12 protein-coding genes are annotated in these 17,712 nt (G+C 39.1%); 9 read left to right on the top strand and 3 right to left on the bottom strand.

The window, feature by feature from the left end:
• The first annotated feature begins 60 nt into the window (after positions 1-60).
• The 7 genes from WNY79_RS04540 (at position 61) to WNY79_RS04570 (ending at position 9,215) form a co-directional block, all read left to right on the top strand.
• Entirely contained in the window at positions 61-1,326 is a 1,266-nt protein-coding gene (locus WNY79_RS04540; RefSeq protein ID WP_076924043.1) for an EAL domain-containing protein, read from the top strand.
• A gap of 2 nt (positions 1,327-1,328) precedes the next feature.
• The gene (locus WNY79_RS04545; RefSeq protein WP_342875266.1) at positions 1,329-1,943 is read left to right on the top strand and encodes a paraquat-inducible protein A; all 615 of its coding nucleotides are present in this window, start codon (positions 1,329-1,331) and stop codon (positions 1,941-1,943) included.
• A 94-nt stretch (positions 1,944-2,037) separates the two neighbouring features.
• Positions 2,038-2,400 (top strand): hypothetical protein, encoded by a 363-nt coding sequence (locus WNY79_RS04550; protein WP_342626610.1) that lies wholly within the window; start codon positions 2,038-2,040, stop codon positions 2,398-2,400.
• A 112-nt stretch (positions 2,401-2,512) separates the two neighbouring features.
• Positions 2,513-3,889 (top strand): TolC family protein, encoded by a 1,377-nt coding sequence (locus WNY79_RS04555; protein WP_342875267.1) that lies wholly within the window; start codon positions 2,513-2,515, stop codon positions 3,887-3,889.
• A complete protein-coding gene (locus WNY79_RS04560; protein WP_342875268.1) occupies positions 3,879-5,441 on the top strand; it encodes an efflux RND transporter periplasmic adaptor subunit in 1,563 nt (520 codons plus the stop codon). Before WNY79_RS04555 ends, WNY79_RS04560 begins: the two co-directional genes overlap by 11 nt.
• A gap of 8 nt (positions 5,442-5,449) precedes the next feature.
• Complete coding sequence (locus WNY79_RS04565; protein ID WP_342875269.1) at positions 5,450-8,569, top strand: efflux RND transporter permease subunit; 3,120 nt, start codon at positions 5,450-5,452, stop codon at positions 8,567-8,569.
• A 190-nt stretch (positions 8,570-8,759) separates the two neighbouring features.
• On the top strand, positions 8,760-9,215 hold the full coding sequence (locus WNY79_RS04570) for a hypothetical protein (RefSeq protein ID WP_024600196.1): 456 nt from the start codon (positions 8,760-8,762) through the stop codon (positions 9,213-9,215).
• Positions 9,216-9,254: 39 nt separating this feature from the next.
• Here WNY79_RS04570 and WNY79_RS04575 read toward each other — a convergent pair whose 3' ends face one another.
• The 3 genes from WNY79_RS04575 to WNY79_RS04585 all read right to left on the bottom strand — a co-directional run bounded on the left by WNY79_RS04575 (position 9,255) and on the right by WNY79_RS04585 (position 13,425).
• Complete coding sequence (locus WNY79_RS04575; RefSeq protein WP_342875270.1) at positions 9,255-10,742, bottom strand: exopolyphosphatase; 1,488 nt, start codon at positions 10,740-10,742, stop codon at positions 9,255-9,257.
• Positions 10,735-12,822, bottom strand: coding sequence for a polyphosphate kinase 1 (ppk1, locus tag WNY79_RS04580; RefSeq protein WP_024600194.1), 2,088 nt, complete (start codon positions 12,820-12,822; stop codon positions 10,735-10,737). Before ppk1 ends, WNY79_RS04575 begins: the two co-directional genes overlap by 8 nt.
• Before the next feature lie 96 nt (positions 12,823-12,918).
• Positions 12,919-13,425: an ACT domain-containing protein gene (locus WNY79_RS04585; protein ID WP_007586460.1), complete on the bottom strand. Its 507-nt coding sequence runs from the start codon at positions 13,423-13,425 to the stop codon at positions 12,919-12,921.
• Between the two features lie 380 nt (positions 13,426-13,805).
• Between WNY79_RS04585 and WNY79_RS04590 the strand changes: the two genes are divergently transcribed.
• Complete coding sequence (locus WNY79_RS04590; protein ID WP_076924050.1) at positions 13,806-16,040, top strand: ABC transporter permease subunit; 2,235 nt, start codon at positions 13,806-13,808, stop codon at positions 16,038-16,040.
• Positions 16,041-16,055: 15 nt separating this feature from the next.
• Positions 16,056-17,705: a phosphate ABC transporter permease PstA gene (gene pstA, locus WNY79_RS04595; RefSeq protein ID WP_342875271.1), complete on the top strand. Its 1,650-nt coding sequence runs from the start codon at positions 16,056-16,058 to the stop codon at positions 17,703-17,705.
• The last annotated feature ends 7 nt before the right edge of the window (positions 17,706-17,712 follow it).

Here is a 17,712-nt window from a genome sequence, read left to right on the forward strand (position 1 = left end):
CATTAAAGTACACATATTATTGGCTGTTTTGCCATCTTTTATTTATAGGTTTAGAGCCAAGTGAAATTAAATAACATACCTGATGAGGTACAAAAAATAACTCAGTTTGTCGCGCGGCAACCTATTTTTGATATAGACCAGAATGTATTCTCTTACGAACTGCTCTATCGAGACTCTGCTAATAATGCGTTTCCTGTGGGCACTTCTGATGTGCATGCAACAAGCCGGCTGTTTTTTAATGCATTAATGTTGGTAGGTTTAGATAGGCTTACCGCGCATCATTTGGCTTTTATAAACTTGTCATCAGAAACTATTCTCGATAACTTTCCCAAACTTTTATTGCCAGAAAATAGTGTTATTGAAATAGTGGAGCGAACAGGTAATATTCCTGCGGTTGCTGAGCGTGTGCAAGAACTTAAAAAAGAAGGCTATGTTTTTGCACTTGATGATTACGATGGCGATCCAAAATGGGAGCCTCTGTTAGCGCATGTTGATTACATAAAAATTGAGATAGATGATCCGGTTATTAAAACCAATATACGCATTAAAAAAATAAAACGTGCAAATCCACATGCAAAAATAATTGTTGAACGAATCGAAACGCATGAACAATTTAATATATTAAAATTGGCAGGCTGCGATTTATTTCAGGGGTTCTTTTTCTCTCGCCCAGAAATGATTACATATAAAGGTGTAGAGCCTTCAAAGTTAACTGTATTTGATCTATTGCGTTTTACAGCAAAACAAACACTTTGCTTTAAAGAAGTTCATCAACGTGTGGCCAGAGATGTCGCCATAACAGCGCGAGTTTTAAAGTTAGCTAATGCGCGTTCAGGTAAAGCAAATTTAGTCATTACTTCTATTTCGCAGGCTGTTATTTATTTAGGTGAAGACACAATTAGGCAATTTGTACGTGTTTTAGCAATTAGTGAGTTGGGGGTCGAAAAGCCAACAGAATTAACTAAGCTTGCTTTAACGCGAGCGCAATTTATGTCGCTTATTTTGGAGCAAAACAACAGCGATTTGACAGAACAAGGTTACTTAGTCGGTCTATTTTCTGTGCTTGATGCTATTTTAGATGCTGATTTAAAAGATATAGTTAATGAATTTACCTTGGATGCAGCTATATCAGATGCTTTGTTACTTGAAAAAGGTATTTTAGGTGAATGTTTATCATTAGTAAAAGAGTTTGAAGTTGATAACCTTGATAAAGCGATGATTCAGTTGGCTAAAATAAATCCTGAACTACATGTTGGGCATATGTTTAATTTTTTACTGGATGCTGTTTTATACAGTGATGATATTATTGAGGCGATAGCAGAATAAATATGCGTAATTGGTTGTCGGTTATAAGTGTAGTGGTTGCTCTTTTTTTATTGTTTCCTGGTATTACAAAACCAGTATTAACAATAGAGGGCAACATAGATAAATCAAAACTAGCGCAAGCGGGTATTGAAATGCTGGCTGAAGAGGGCGATGGTCGCACTCGCAGCATGCTAATGATGTTCTCTAACATGCTAGGGCTCGATAAGTTAGAAGGTGAGATTAGCGCCTATAACAAAACACAAAGTATTTTAGGCACAGTTAAAGAGCTTGCTCGCAATAATAATTTATTTGTAGCCGCTTTAGTGGGGTTGTTTTCTATTGTTATTCCAAGCTTGAAGCTGCTATTACAATTGCTTTATTGTTGCCTACCTTTGAATGGGTTTAAGCAAAAGCTCGGTCTGGTTATTTGTGCATTAATTAAGTGGAGCATGGTTGATGTATTTGTTATTGCATTAATAGTGACTTACCTTGCAGGTAACGCTCATGGTAAAAGTGGTGAGCTACTTGTTATGAATGCACAATTTGGTGAGGGTTTTTGGTATTTTAGCGCATATTGTATATTTGCAATTATTGCGAGTAACTTAATTAAAACACCTGCTAAACCGCAGTCTACATAATTAAAGTATTTGTGGTTGCCGTTAGGTTACCTTACAATCATTTTAAAGTTTATTAAAAGGCATAATGTTGCAACGTTTTTACTCTAGTTTACTCATGATAACTTTGCTGCTCACTTTTGTGGGTCAGGCAGTTGCGTCTGTAGCTATGGTATGCGAAATGCCACATATGCCAACTAAAACAGTAATGCATGCCCAAATGCCAATGACACATAGTAGTGATGCAACTGCGGCTGCTAGTATGTCTGAAAATATGATGCAGATGGATTGTTGCGACGACGAAAGTACGCCGCAAAATGATTGTAAATGCCCTATCAGTGGCTGCGCTGCTAACTCAATGCTTAATGTTGATACTTTATTTAGCGTTACTTTACTTGAATCTGAAAAAGTAAATGTACGTGTATTTACTACACAAATTAATATACCTCGTTCACTCTACCGTCCTCCTATGTCTGCTTAATAGCAGGATAGGTGTATGTAAAAATTGCGGTAACCCCGTTTATTGGTAACCCCTAAACACCTTTTTTGCTTCCTAATTTAAGAATTTCTTTTATTTTTAGATGGAGCAGGTGATGAACCACGCTGTAAGTATTAAAGTCGTATTATGTAGTGTTGTGTTATTTAGCACCGCTGTTAATGCGCAAAACAATCAAAATGACCTAAATACCGAAATACTAAAGCAAACTAGTCATGAGCAAGCGCTTAGCTTAACGCAAGCGCTTAATTATGCGCTAACGCATGAGCCATGGCTAAAAGCAAGTGGCTACCAAGAAGATGCAGCAATAGCGCAAAGCATTGCCGCAGGCACCTTACCCGATCCTGTTTTAACGGTTGGCTTACTTAACTTACCTACTAACGGTTATGCGTTTGATCAAGAAGGGATGACGCAGCTTAAAGTTGATTTGAGCCAAAAGTTTAGCCGAGGGAATAGCTTAGCGCTTAAACAAAAAGCACTAGAGGAGTCTGCTCAACAATATCCTTGGCAGCGCGCCGATCGCTTAGCACAAGTAAAAGCAATTGTGATTGAGTCGTGGTTAAACGCGTATCGTGCTCAGCGAAGTATTGCTTTAATTGAGCAAGATAAAGGGCTATTTACTCAGCTTATTGAAATTACCGAAGCAAGCTACGCAAGTACCTTAGGTAAAACACGTCAGCAAGATATTATTCGTGCGCAATTAGAGCTCACCCGCCTTGAAGATAAGCTAGTTATGCTTGAGCAGCAGTTTGAAAGTGCTAAAGGCCGTTTAGCACAGTGGTTACCTATTAATATGCTTATGCAGCCTTTAAATGCCGAGTTTACTAAAACCACAGGGCTGGTTGATTTTTCGAGCCTTGAATTTGATGAACTAATACAGTTGCTTATGGCGCATCCCGCAATTATTGCGATAGAAAAAACCGTAACGGCAAAGCAAACCGAAGTTGCACTCGCTAAGCAAAGCTACAAACCTCAAATGGGCGTTAATGTGGGCTATGGTTACCGAGATGATACCCCGATGGGTGAGTCGCGAGCTGATTTACTCTCGGTAGGGTTTAGTATTGATTTACCATTGTTTACTGATAACAGACAAGATCAACAAGTTAAATCGGCTATTGCTAGTGCAGAAGCGACTAAAACACAAAAGTTGGTGGCGCTTCAAAAACTCAAAGGCATGTACTTTAAGGAGTTTAGCCAACTCGCTCGTTTGCAAAAACGCGATGCGCTTTATCAAAATACGTTATTACCGCAAATGTCAGAGCAATCTCAAGCAACACTAAATGCTTATACCCGCGACGATGGGGATTTTTCTGACGTCATGCGCGCGCGCATTAGTGAACTTAATGCCAAAATAGACGCGCTTAATATTCAAGTAGATCAACATATTATTACCGCTCGCCTTAATTATTATGCAAGTAGCTTAGACCCCCAAGTAATGGCAGGACAAACAGGAGAATTACACAATGAATACTAATTTAAAGTTACTTGTTGCTGCCTTAGTTGGCGCAGGCGCTGTTGGGTTAATTGGGGGCTTAGTAATGCTGTTTTTACCTAGTAACTCGCCAATGCATGAACAGCAAAGCGCTGACAAGCAGCCCTTATATTGGGTAGCCCCTATGGATAGTAATTACAGGCGTGACACGCCAGGGCTTTCTCCAATGGGAATGGATTTAGTACCTGTGTATGAAAACGCTAGCAACGCTCAGGATGGACCAGGTGCTGTAACTATTTCGCCTGCAGTAGTTAATAACTTTGGTGTAAGAACTGCCAAAGTGCAGCTTAAAACACTTCACAGCGATATAAATACTGTGGGTTATGTGCAATATAACCAAGACCAACTTATTCACATTCATCCGCGTGTAGAAGGCTGGATTGAAAGTTTATATGTTAAAGCACAAGGCGCAGAAGTTAAAGCCGGTGAGCCTTTATATACATTGTATTCACCACAATTGGTGAACGCACAGGAAGAGCTTTTATTGGCGGTTAATCGTAATAATACCGTGTTAATTCGCGCTGCAAAGGCGCGTTTAGAGTCGTTAAATGTGTCTGATGGATTTATCGAGCGCTTACAAAAAAATAAAAAGATAATGCAAAATATTACTTTTTACGCAAAGCAAAGTGGTGTGGTAGATGAGCTAACAGTACGAGAAGGCTTTTACGTTAAACCAGGCACATCAATGATGAGTATTGCCCAGCTTGATGAAATTTGGGTAGAGGCGGAAGTGTTCGAGCGCCAATCAGAACAAGTGAGTGTTGGGTTGCCCGTTACAATGACGCTTGATTACTTAAAAGGTCAAAAGTGGGAAGGTAAGGTTGATTACATTTACCCCGCGCTTGATGCTAAAAATCGGACGCTGCGTGTAAGGCTTAGGTTTGAAAATGCAGATCATCGGTTAAAACCAAATATGTTTGCACAAGTGAGCATTCACGCTAAAGCGAGTAAGGCGCAATTTACAGTCCCTAAAGAAGCGGTAATTCGCACGCAGCATCAAAACCGTGTAGTTATTGCATTAGGTGAGGGTCGTTTTAAATCGGTAGAAGTCGACGTTGGGCAAATTAATAGTAATGAAGCGGTGATTTTGTCAGGTGTAATGACAGGTGACACGGTAGTGACTTCAGCGCAATTTTTAATAGACTCTGAATCGAGTAAAAGCTCTGACTTTAAACGAATGGAAATGCCTAGTTCTGGTATTAGCTCAGGTATGAGTTCGGATTCTGGTTCAGACTCAAATATGAACATCAACATGCAGCCACAAAGCGCCACGGTTAACGGCACTATTAACGCCATAGATACACAAAACCGCATTATTAATATTAGCCGAGAAGCCATTGAAAAATGGAATCGAGAAGCCGCCACAATGGACTTTGTATTAGCGCCAGATTTTGATATTAGTCAGTTTGAAAATGCCCAGTATATTAATTTTACTTTTAGCATTATTAACGATGAATTTGTAATTACTAAAGCGCAAAACGCAGAGCCGATTGATCATTCTACTATGCAACCTATGCAATATAGTTCTCACTAGGAGCCATTATGATAACTGCCATTATTCGCTGGTCTGTTAGCAATCGCTTTTTTGTGTTGTTGCTTACATTCATTTTACTGGGTGGAGGATTGTTCGCGGTAAAAAATACTCCCGTGGATGCCTTACCTGACTTATCTGATGTTCAGGTAATTATAAAAACTACTTATCCGGGGCAAGCGCCGCAAGTAGTGCAAGACCAAGTCACATTTCCTCTAACCACCGCAATGCTTTCTGTGCCGGGTGCGCAAACGGTAAGAGGTTTTTCGTTTTTTGGTGACTCGTACGTTTACGTTATTTTTGACGAAAAAACCGATTTGTATTGGGCGCGTAGCCGAGTACAAGAATACCTAAGCCAAGTAGCAAGTAGATTACCCGATAGCGCTACGCCAGAGCTTGGTCCTGATGCGACAGGGGTCGGTTGGATTTATTTATACGCACTCGTTGATAAAACAAATAAACACGATATTAGTCAGCTACGAAGCTTACAAGATTGGTTTTTAAAGTTTGAGCTACAAACTGTGCCCGGTGTATCTGAAGTGGCTGCTGTTGGTGGCATGGTTAAGCAATACCAAGTCAATGTAGAGCCCGATAAATTACGGGCATATGGTATTCCGCTAAGCCTTATTCAAACAGCTATTCAACAAGGCAACCAAGAGATGGGCGCCTCGGTAGTTGAAATGGCTGAAGCTGAATACATGGTAACAAGCACCGGCTACATTAAGAGTGTTGCCGACTTGGAAGCTATTCCGCTTGGTGTAAACGCCAACGGTACTGCGCTGCAATTACGTGATGTAGCTGATATTCGGGTCGGACCGCAAATGCGCCGTGGTATTGCAGAGCTAAATGGCGAAGGCGAAGTAACCGGCGGCATTGTTATTATGCGCTATGGCGAAAATGCACAAAAAACCATTGAGCTCGTAAAAGCGAAATTAGAATCGCTTAAAAAGGGATTACCAGAGGGCGTTGAAATAGTCCCTGTGTACGATCGCTCTAACTTAATAAATAACGCGGTAGATAATCTAACAAGTAAGCTAATTGAAGAGCTTATTGTAGTTGCCTTAGTGTGTGTGGTGTTTTTGTTTCATGTGCGCTCATCGCTGGTGGCGATTATTACGTTACCGCTCGGGATTTTAACGGCATTTATAATTATGTATTGGCAGGGGATTAACGCCAACATTATGTCTTTAGGAGGAATTGCAATAGCGATAGGCGCAATGACCGACGGCGCTATCGTTATGATAGAAAATATGCATAAGCATATGGAAAAAACGCCCCTTACCAAGGAAAACCGTTGGGAAGTTGTGGCTAAATCGGCGAGTGAAGTAGGTCCTGCATTATTTTTTAGTTTATTAATTATTACCGTCAGCTTTATGCCGGTATTTATTTTAGAAGCGCAAGAAGGGCGTATGTTTGCGCCACTGGCTTACACTAAAACCTATGCTATGGCAGCGTCTGCTGGGCTTGCGATTACCTTAGTGCCGGTATTAATGGGTTACTTTATTAGAGGTAAAGTTATTTCGGAGCAAAAAAATCCAGTTAACCGATTACTTGTTGCAGCGTATCGGCCATTACTTAACTGGGTGCTTAAATTTCCAAAAATGACATTGGTACTCGCGGTGGTTGTTTCTGTTATTGGCTTTTACCCGGTAAACAAAATAGGCAGTGAATTTATTCCGCCACTCGATGAGGGCGACTTAATGTATATGCCCACAACGTATCCAGGTTTATCGGTAGGTAAAGCGCGCGAAATACTACAGCAAACCGACAAGTTAATTGCCACAGTACCCGAAGTCAAAACGGTATTTGGTAAAGTTGGGCGAGCAGAAACTGCAACAGATCCTGCGCCTCTTACAATGATAGAGACGTTTATTCAGCTAAAACCAAAAGACGAATGGCGCGAAGGCATGACTCTTGAAAAGCTTAAAAAAGAACTCGACGGTTTGGTTAAGTTTCCGGGACTGACGAATGCGTGGGTAATGCCAATTAAAACACGTATTGATATGCTCGCAACCGGTATTAAAACTCCCGTGGGCATTAAAGTTGCGGGACCACAGTTGAGCGAAATTCAAAAAATTGGTCAACAAATAGAAGTGCTTTTAAAAGATGTGCAAGGCACCGCATCGGTTTACTCAGAGCGCGTAGCCGGTGGACGTTACATAAAAGTAGATATAAATCGTGAAAAAGCCGCGCGTTATAGCTTAAACATTAGCGACGTACAGCAAGTTGTATCTACTGCAATAGGTGGTACAAACGTAACACAAACGGTAGAAGGGCAAGAGCGTTACCCTGTTAATTTACGTTATCCGCAAGCATACAGAGACTCGCCAGAAGAGTTAATGTTGTTACCTATTGTAACGCCTACAGGGCAGCGTATAGCACTTGGTGATGTAGCTGATGTATTTATTGAAGATGGACCGCCAGGTATAAAAAGCGAAAATGCGCGCTTAAACGGTTGGAGCTTTATTGATATAGACGGTGTTGATATTGGTACTTACGTTGAGCACGCTCAGCAAGTGCTCAATAAAGACCTAATACTACCTGCTGGCTACTCAATTACGTGGGCTGGGCAGTATGAATACATGCAGCGCGCTAAAGACAAACTGACTTATGTATTACCACTTACATTAGCGATTATTATTGTATTGCTTTACCTTAATTTTAGAAGCTTTGCTGAGGTCACTATTATTATGGCTACGTTGCCACTGGCAATGATTGGTGGCGTATGGCTAATGTATTTAGAGGGCTTTAACTTTTCAGTTGCAGTAGGTGTAGGCTTTATTGCCTTAGCTGGAGTAGCGGTAGAAATAGGAGTCATTATGTTGGTGTATTTAAACCAAGCCTATCAAGAAAAGTGCCTCGAAGCAGAGCAAGCCGGAAAACCGCTTAGTTTAGTGCAATTACAGCAAGCTATTATTGAAGGAGCAGGGCTTAGAGTACGCCCGGTTATGATGACTGTCGCGACAATTATTATCGGTTTATTACCTGTACTTTATGGTACAGGCACCGGAAGCGAAGTAATGAGCCGAATAGCAGCGCCTATGGTTGGCGGTATGGGCAGTGCAATTGTACTCACCTTACTTGTTATTCCTGCTGTTTACTTGCTGTGGCGCAAACAAGGACTTAAATAATAAATACACAGAGTAATACGCTAATTTGATGGCGTATTACTCTATAAAAGTTACTCATAATTTGTAAGTTGTTCTATTAAATAGCTCGTTATTACTCATATTTAAATTAACCAACTGTTTTTAAATGGCTTTTTAATTGGCACGCTTTACGCAGTGTATTACCTATACAGTCAACAAGTAAGGAATGCACATGCAAGTTAAAACAATTAAAGAGGTATACGATTGGACCGTTTTGTTTCATACGCAAATGGCGGCTAATTTTTATAGCGTAAAGGATTTACTCGATGAACATAATGCAATGCTGGTGGACTACTACCTAAATTACGAAAAAAAACTCGCCGAAGATTTAGTCGGGTTTAAAGCGATAACTGAAATAAATACGCTCGATACATACAGCTATGAATACTTTGCTAAAAATCCTGAGTTAATTACCTTTGATGATATTAGTAAAGATCAGCAATTCGATGAGAAAGTTATCCAAGCTTATTTGTCAGAGCAGCATCAAAAAGTGATTGAGCTATATGAATACTTACTTGAACGCGCCGAAACCCAAAGTGGGCAAGAAAAGCTTCAACAAATACTAGAGCTTGAAAAGCAAGGTATAAAGCAAATGATGCAAAGTACTAATCGACATATGGATATGTAGCTATAAAAGCAGGGTGTTAGTCACCCTGCTTTTGCTGGTCTAGGAGCAATTAAGTGCTATACCTACCTTTTTCAAATAACGTTGCTCTAGCTCTAAATCTGCTTGCAGTAGAGTATGCACTTGCAGGTAGTTATCGCAAAACTTTATAAATAATCCGGTGCTATTTGCGCTAATTTCCATATTTGGTTTTTGGCTCACTTGTCGTTTCTGATTAAATAAAATCGCTAAACGTAAAATAGTGATGAGTTTAAGTACTTGTTGTTGCGAAATAGTTATAAATTCAGAGAGTTCATCGAGTTTAATTTTTTTACGATAAGAACGAATGAGTGAGCTGAGTATTAATTGCTCTTGCTGCGTAAAGCCTGGGAGCTGGCTATTAGCAACAATATAGGCGCTGTGTTTATTAATACCCGATGAGTTAATCGATAGACCAATTTCATGTAATTTTGCTGCCCAAATTAGTAAAGCAACATCGTCTTTATTATTAAGCTGCCAAGACGACTTTAAACGTTCATAGAGCCAAATAGCGGTATCTGAAACTCGCGTTGCGTGAGCTTTATCTACAGTGTACCTGTCGCTAACATTATTTATGGTATTACTGCGTATATCTTTATCAGCCAATTTTTGCTGCATTTCATGAAGCAAACCCTCACGTAACGAAAAATCACTATAAGTTAGTTCGGTGATTGCAAACTCTCTAAAAATTGCAATTAAAATGGCAAGTCCGCCACACATACTCTGCTGGCGTTCTGGTGTTAGCCCTTCGATTTCTAAATTATCAATTCTTTTTGCTTTTATAAATTGTTGTTTAAGGCTTAATAAGTCGTCGTAAGTTATGCAAGGCTGATGTGGATTTTGAGCGCTCACCATAGCCAAAATGGATTTAATAGTACCAGATGTACCAATAACGTTTTTCCAACCCTCGGCTACATAATTGGCAAAAATAGCTTCTATTTCTTGTTCAGCTTTTATTTCAGCTTTATTAAAGCGTTTTGAATTTATTATACCGTCACTGAAAAATTGATTTGTGTAACTCACACAGCCCATATTTCGACTCGTAAGTAACTTATGTTTAAAGTGCTTACCAACTATAAGTTCTGTACTACCGCCGCCTATATCGATAACAAGGCGGTTATCTTCATTATGAACGTAATGGGCAACTCCTTGATAAATCAGTCGTGCTTCTTCTTGTCCTGCAATTACATCTATATGAAAAGGAAATGCTTTATTAGCCTGTGTTAAAAATGCATGAATATTTTTAGCTCTACGAAAAGTATAAGTAGCTGCTACTTTTACGTTGCAGGCGGGGAAATCTTGTAGTGTTTTTGCAAACTGTTTAAGTACAATTAAGGCACGGTCAATTGCTTGCTGGCTTAGCCTAAATTTATCGTCTAGGCCATCCGCTAAATATACGCGCTGCTTTTCTTTATGCAGGATTTGTAGTGTGCCATCAACTTCACGAGCAACCACTAAGTGAAAGCTATTTGAGCCTAAATCGACGGCTGCTATTGAGGGATGATCATTCATTATTATAATTGTGTTCCCATTTTTTTAGATGGTCATAAATTGCAATTTGCGAACGTATTTTTTTTCTGTTTCCGCGTCTAACATACGTATTTTTTTGTTCACTGTCGATTAGTCGCGCTTTAGTACGGTCTTTAAATTGTAGCTCTAAAATATCAATAATGAGCTGTTTTAATTTAGCATCTAAAATTGGTACGCCCACTTCTACACGATGATCTAGGTTGCGTGTCATCCAATCGGCAGACGAAATATATACTTTATCATCGCCGTTATTGCCAAACACCATCACTCTAGGGTGCTCTAAAAAGCGGTCAACAATACTTATTACTCTTATATTGTCGCTGAACTTAGTAATCCCAGGTATTAACGAGCACATTCCGCGTACAATTATACGTACTTTAACACCTCTGCGGCCCGCGTAATAAAGCTTATCGACAAGTTGCTTATCTACTAAATTATTTATCTTGAGAGTGATTTTTCCTAGTTTTCCATTTTCTACATGTTGAATTTCTTTATCTATTAAATCCAAAAGCATATCGCGTGCATTAACAGGTGAGATCATTAAGTATTCAAAATTAAAGGGTTTATAGCTGCTTTCTATAAATTTAAATACGCTATCGCACTCCTCAGAAATACCAGTATGTTTAGTGAAAAGGCTAAAATCTGTGTAAATTTTTGCCGTTTTTTCGTGAAAATTCCCAGTGCCTATATGTGCGTATTTTACTATTTTGTTTTTTTCTTTACGGTGAATAATACACAATTTACTATGTACTTTTAATGCTGGAATACCAAAGATTACTTTTATACTGGCACTACTTAATACCTTTGCCCATTCAATATTATTTTGCTCATCAAAACGAGCTTTTAATTCGACCATTACCGTTACTTTTTTACCATTTTTAGCTGCATTGATAAGTGAAGAAATAAGCCGAGATTTACTTGCAACACGATAAATATTAACTTTTATTTGTGTAACCATAGGATCAAATGCAGCTTGGCGTACAAATTCTAATAAATGGTTAAAGGTATGGTATGGGTAGTAAAGTAATATGTCGTGACAGGTTATGGCATCAAATACACTGGTATGTTTGTTAAATGCGGTACTTTGAAGTGCTGGCAGTGGCTTATTTTCTAGATACTGACGGCCTACATTTGGAAAAGTAATAAAGTCTCTAAAGTTTCGATAGCGGCCTGCAGGTATTAATGCATCGTGATGGGTCACGTTTAAACGCTTTTTCATTACCTTTAACATGCTCTCTGGCATTGCTTCATCGTATACAAGACGAACTGGTTCTGCGTAAATTCGCTGCTTTAGGCCTTTTGACATTTTATCAAGTAAGCCCTCTTCTAGCTCATCATCTAAATTATATTCTGCGTCGCGAGTTAGTTTTATTGCATGACCTTGAATGGTTTCAAAAGTAAAAAAGTTACTAAATACATCATTTAAAAAATATAAAATTACGTCATCTAGCATTACAATAGTTTTATGACGTCGAGTTTTTTCTGGTGGTAGTATTATGAATCTAGACACTCGGTCTGTAGGTACTTCTAGCATAGCAAAATGACTTTTTTCATCGCTCATTTCTACAAATAAGTAGGTCATTGTGTCGTTTATGTAGTCGGAGTAATCTTTATTTTCGTCTAATAAAATAGGAGATATATGCTGCAATACATTGTCATGGAAATAATTTTTCAACCAGTTTAAATGAAACTCAGTGAGTTCTTCTGGGCGGTCCACATGAATATTATGCGCTGTAAGGTCGTTTAAGATTTGCTGATGAATTAGATTAAACTTTTTGCCAAGTTGTAATACTTTTTTTTGTATTTGACTTAGTAGTGCTTCATCTTCTTCAAAGTTAGCATTTGGTAGTTTATTCAATAAAATACGGCGTTTAACGTCTGCCACACGCACCCTGAAAAACTCATCAAGGTTATTAGAAAAAATACCTAAAAAACGTATCCTCTCAATAATTGGATTGTTTTTGTCTTTTGCTTCTTGCAGTACGCGCTCATTAAACGACAGCCAGCTAAGTTCCTTAGCAAAGTATTCAATGACTTGAGGTTGTTCTGTGTAAGCGTTCATATTTTATTCCGTAATTAGATACTGAATAAAATATAGTGCAGATTAATGACATTAAAATGACATGCGTGTCATATGCATGACACGCATAAATGGAGGTTAAACTTCTTCCGTATCTACAATTAAATCACTTGTAATTGATTCCAATGCTTCAATAACTTCGTCTTTATCCATACCATTTGGCAAAGTAACGGTAGCAACAGCGCTAAAAATAGGCACCCCCCAATTAGGTGCACTTTGTTGTCTTGAATTTAAGTGAGTAATATTCGCGCCTTTATGACGTATTACACTTGCCAGTTCTTGAACAATACCAGGACGGTCGTTACCTGTTATAACTAGATTAATTTGCTCTAGTGTTGATGGTTCAATCTCTGTGTTTCCGGTTTCAATACGAACGTCTAACTTAGGTAACTTATTTAAAGCACTTTGTAATGATTGAAAATGCTCCTCAGCAACTTCAAGTTGAATAATACCTGCAAAATGACCTAATAAATGGCTTAAGTTACTACTAAGCCAGTTGCCATGATTTTGTAATACGACTGATGAGATGCTCTCTACTAAACCAGGGCGATCTTTCCCTAAAATAGTTATAACCAACTGCTTCATAAATAATTCTCTTTTTAAGCCCAAAGAAAGTAAATGCATAGGCATTAAGTATGTTGTCTAATTTAAATTGTGTGTTGTTGCACTTTTTATAAATCTTTGATTATAAATTAAAAAAATGAATATAGTTGTGTTGACTATACGCAGTATTAATAGTCATTATTATTTACTAAGTACTCTTTTAGTATTGACCTCGATAAATACTTTGTCCAATTATTTTATAATTTAGTTCACTTATAAATCACCTATTTGAAGCTAATTTAGACTTTTCCCTCGTTAGTTTTATTTAAAGCTGTTTTAGAGTGCTTATTATTACTGCTGTAACATTACTGTCATCTTGATGAAATATAATTTATGCAACGTTAAGATTTAAGGGTGTTTTGATGACTTCAAATCCGAATAAGCCGACTTTTAATACGGATCGAAGCCGTCTATTTAAAGATCGGTTTGCCAAATTTGGCATAACCGCAGGTGGGATAATGGTATTAGTAGCGCTGCTATTAATATTCTTTTACCTTCTTTATGTAGTACAGCCAATTTTTGAATCAGCAAAAGTAGAAAAGCGCGATAGCTTTCATGTTGCTAATTCACAGCAAATAGTAGGTTTAGGCGTAGAAGAGCAAACTGAAGTAGCTTATTTACTAAGTGAGCAGGGGCAGGTTGATTTTTACAGTGTTGAGTCAGGTAGTTTTGGTAAAAAACTCAAAACGCTTAATGCAGAGTTACCTAGTGATGCAACAAGCTTTGCTACTAGCGCGCCTTTTCAAGGGCATTATGCGTTTGGTTTAAAAGATGGCACCGTAATGGTTGTTGCACCTAAATTTTTAGTTACCTTTCCAAACAACGAACGTAAATTAACACCTCGCTTAGGTTTTCCTCTTGGGGAAATGGCTTTAGAAGTAGATGAGCAAGGTGCGGCTATTAAACGCTTTGCATTTAGTCACTATGAAGACAAAACAGCAGTTGTAGCACTTACCGAAGATAAACGTGTACTGTTTAGCAGTTTTGTTGCTGAAGAGAATATGTTTACTGGTGAAGTTGAGTGGGTTGTTGAGCGTACAGAACTTGATGTTGAAGGACGTGTAGACGAGTTATTAATGTCGCCAGATACAACACGTACTTTTGTGCGTTCTGCTAATCAAGTGTATGTATACGATACACGCGACCCAAGTGATGTAGAGCAAATTCAATTACTTTCGGCTAACGAAGAAAATGCAAATATTGTATCTGCACAGTTGTTGGCTGGTGCAAACTCATTAATGCTTGCGAATGATAACGGTGAGGTTTCGCAGTGGTTTGAAGTAAACACTGACACAGGCCGCGAATATCAAAAAATTCGCTCATTTGAAACGACTAAGCAAAGTAAGCTAAATATATTTACTGAATTTTACCGTCGTACTTTTTTTACTACCGGCAATAATGGTGAGCTAGGTGTGTATTACACAACAAGTGAAGCAAAACTTTGGCAAGGTAAAGTAAGTGAAGGTGCAATAGAGAACTTTGCAATTGCACCACGTTCAAATGCTGCGTTAATTTTAGCGGATAACAAACTAACCGTATTAGATATTCACAACGAGCATCCAGAAGTTACTTGGTCAGCACTTTGGCAAGAAGTCTGGTACGAAGGTTACCCAGAGCCAGGTTATATATGGCAGTCAACATCAGCTAGTGATGACTTTGAGTCTAAGTTTTCATTAGTGCCAATTTCGTTTGGTACATTAAAAGCAGCACTTTACGCGATGTTGTTTGCTGTACCAATCGCGCTTTCGGCGGCTATTTACACGGCATACTTTATGTCGAGCAAATTACGTAAAGTGGTTAAGCCTACCGTAGAAATAATGGAAGCATTACCAACGGTTATTTTGGGTTTTTTAGCGGGTCTCTGGTTAGCACCGTTAATAGAAGAACACTTACCTGCGATTGTTGGGTTACTCGTACTATTACCGCTAGGTATGTTAGCGACGGGTTTAGCTTGGACTAAATTGCCAACAAAAATTCGCCATAGAATTCCTGAAGGTTCTCATTCAATTATCCTTATTCCGGTCGTCTTACTTATTGGTTGGTTTTCGTTTGCGATGAGTGGATTTGTTGAGCTTTGGATGTTTGACGGCAATGTACGTCAGTACTTAACAAATGAGCTGGGTATGACATTCGATCAACGTAACTCACTTGTTGTAGGTATTGCGATGGGTTTTGCGGTTATTCCTACCATATTTTCAATTGCAGAAGACGCTGTATTTAGTGTTCCAAAGCATTTATCAAACGGCTCATTAGCATTAGGTGCAACGCAGTGGCAAACGCTAATACGCGTTGTATTACTAACAGCAAGCCCTGGTATTTTCTCAGCGGTAATGATGGGACTTGGCCGAGCAGTTGGCGAAACCATGATTGTACTTATGGCCACGGGTAATACACCTATTATGGATTGGAGTATTTTCCAAGGTATGCGAACGCTTGCGGCAAATATTGCAGTTGAAATGCCAGAGTCTGAAGTAGGCAGTTCACATTATAGAATACTGTTCTTAGCGGCCTTTGTACTATTCATATTCACATTCATTTTTAACACAGTAGCTGAGTTTGTTCGCCAGCAACTGCGTGAAAAATATAGCTCGATGTAAGCGGAGAGACACGACATGGTAAAGCAGTGGTTTAAGTCTGGTTCTCCTTGGATTTGGATGACCGGTGGTGCAGTGAGCATCAGTTTGATTTCAGTTTTAGGCTTATTAGCAATGATAGCCTGGAAGGGATTAAGTTTTTTTTGGCCTTCGGAAGTTGTGCAATTTGAACTTGAAGGGTCGATTGCAAAGCAAACCGTGATTGGCGAAGTTTACGATCGTGAATTAGTACCAAAAACGCGTTTAGCCGCGACAGGTATTGATGTTAGCGAATTTGAAAAAGAAGAAATAGAGCGCTTGCTTATTAAAACAGGTAACCGCGAATATGTAGATTTAGATTTTCGTTGGATATTAGAAACCGACATAAAAAATAAAACAGCACCAGCGGCGCTTGCTGTATTTGAGCGTAGTAAAAACGGTAATTTTTATGGTTATGTTGAAAGTGTAATTAAAGATGGTAAACCAGTCGAAGGCGATAAGATTGAAGCGCTACATGAGCTTGTAGAGCGTGCAGTAGACTTAAACGACGAAGCACTTGATTTGCAAAATGGTGACATTGGGCATATTAACTACGCACTTGAACGCCTTCGTTTAAAAGAAAAGGGCTACTTACTCGATAATGCACTTACTGATGAGCGTGTTGCTGAGCTTGCTCAAGAGCGTGCTGAATTACGTGCACAGTATGGTGTACTTGAAAAAGATTTATTTGCACTACGCAAGCAAGCTAAGCGTGACCACGTAACTGTAAAAGATATGCGCGGTGAGGTTGTAACGATTCCAATGTACCAAGTACTTGATGTTTGGTTTCCAAACGACATGGACTTTTTTGCAAAGCTAGGTCACTATTTTGTACAGCTAGGTAAGTTTGTATCTGATGATCCACGTGAAGCAAATACAGAGGGCGGTGTTTTCCCTGCTATATTTGGTACTGTGTTTATGGTTATGTTGATGGCTGTAATAGTGACACCGTTTGGCGTTGTTGCTGCGATTTACTTACACGAGTACGCCGCTAAAAATGCAATCACTAAAATGATTCGTATCGCGGTGATTAACTTGGCTGGTGTTCCTTCAATTGTATATGGTGTATTTGGCCTTGGCTTTTTTGTATACATGTTAGGTGGTAGCTTAGACCAACTATTTTATCCAGAATCGTCGCCAACGCCAGTATTTGGCACGCCAGGTGTAATGTGGTCGGCATTAACGCTCGCTATACTAACGCTGCCAGTTGTTATTGTATCGACTGAAGAAGGCTTATCTCGTATTCCAAGTACCGTACGTGATGGTTCACTAGCGCTTGGCGCAACAAAAGTGGAAACGTTATGGCGCATAATTATTCCAATGGCAAGCCCTGCAATTATGACCGGTTTAATACTGGCAGTTGCGCGTGCTGCAGGTGAAGTTGCACCGTTAATGCTAGTAGGCGTCGTAAAAATGGCCCCTACATTACCACTTGATGGCAACTTCCCGTATTTTCACTTAGATAGAAAGTTCATGCACTTAGGCTTTCATATATACGATGTTGGCTTCCAAAGCCCTAATGTTGAAGCGGCACGCCCGCTGGTATACGCAACGGCCTTTTTATTGGTGTCGGTGATTATTACCCTAAACATAACGGCCATTGGTATACGTAACCATTTACGTGAAAAATTCAGATCGCTTGAACACTAATTAGTAA

Origin of the sequence: Pseudoalteromonas sp. AS84, assembly GCF_038900255.1 — a bacterium.
Classification (GTDB): domain Bacteria; phylum Pseudomonadota; class Gammaproteobacteria; order Enterobacterales; family Alteromonadaceae; genus Pseudoalteromonas.

Bases quoted from the DNA above. Each gene is read 5' to 3' on its own strand.
- WNY79_RS04545 (WP_342875266.1), top strand. From the start codon at position 1,329: ATGCGTAATTGGTTGTCGGTTATAAGTGTAGTGGTTGCTCTTTTTTTA.
- WNY79_RS04550 (WP_342626610.1), top strand. From the start codon at position 2,038: ATGATAACTTTGCTGCTCACTTTTGTGGGTCAGGCAGTTGCGTCTGTA.
- WNY79_RS04555 (WP_342875267.1), top strand. From the start codon at position 2,513: ATGAACCACGCTGTAAGTATTAAAGTCGTATTATGTAGTGTTGTGTTA.
- WNY79_RS04560 (WP_342875268.1), top strand. From the start codon at position 3,879: ATGAATACTAATTTAAAGTTACTTGTTGCTGCCTTAGTTGGCGCAGGC.
- WNY79_RS04565 (WP_342875269.1), top strand. From the start codon at position 5,450: ATGATAACTGCCATTATTCGCTGGTCTGTTAGCAATCGCTTTTTTGTG.
- WNY79_RS04570 (WP_024600196.1), top strand. From the start codon at position 8,760: ATGCAAGTTAAAACAATTAAAGAGGTATACGATTGGACCGTTTTGTTT.
- WNY79_RS04575 (WP_342875270.1), bottom strand. From the start codon at position 10,742: ATGAATGATCATCCCTCAATAGCAGCCGTCGATTTAGGCTCAAATAGC.
- ppk1 (WP_024600194.1), bottom strand. From the start codon at position 12,822: ATGAACGCTTACACAGAACAACCTCAAGTCATTGAATACTTTGCTAAG.
- WNY79_RS04585 (WP_007586460.1), bottom strand. From the start codon at position 13,425: ATGAAGCAGTTGGTTATAACTATTTTAGGGAAAGATCGCCCTGGTTTA.
- WNY79_RS04590 (WP_076924050.1), top strand. From the start codon at position 13,806: ATGACTTCAAATCCGAATAAGCCGACTTTTAATACGGATCGAAGCCGT.
- pstA (WP_342875271.1), top strand. From the start codon at position 16,056: ATGGTAAAGCAGTGGTTTAAGTCTGGTTCTCCTTGGATTTGGATGACC.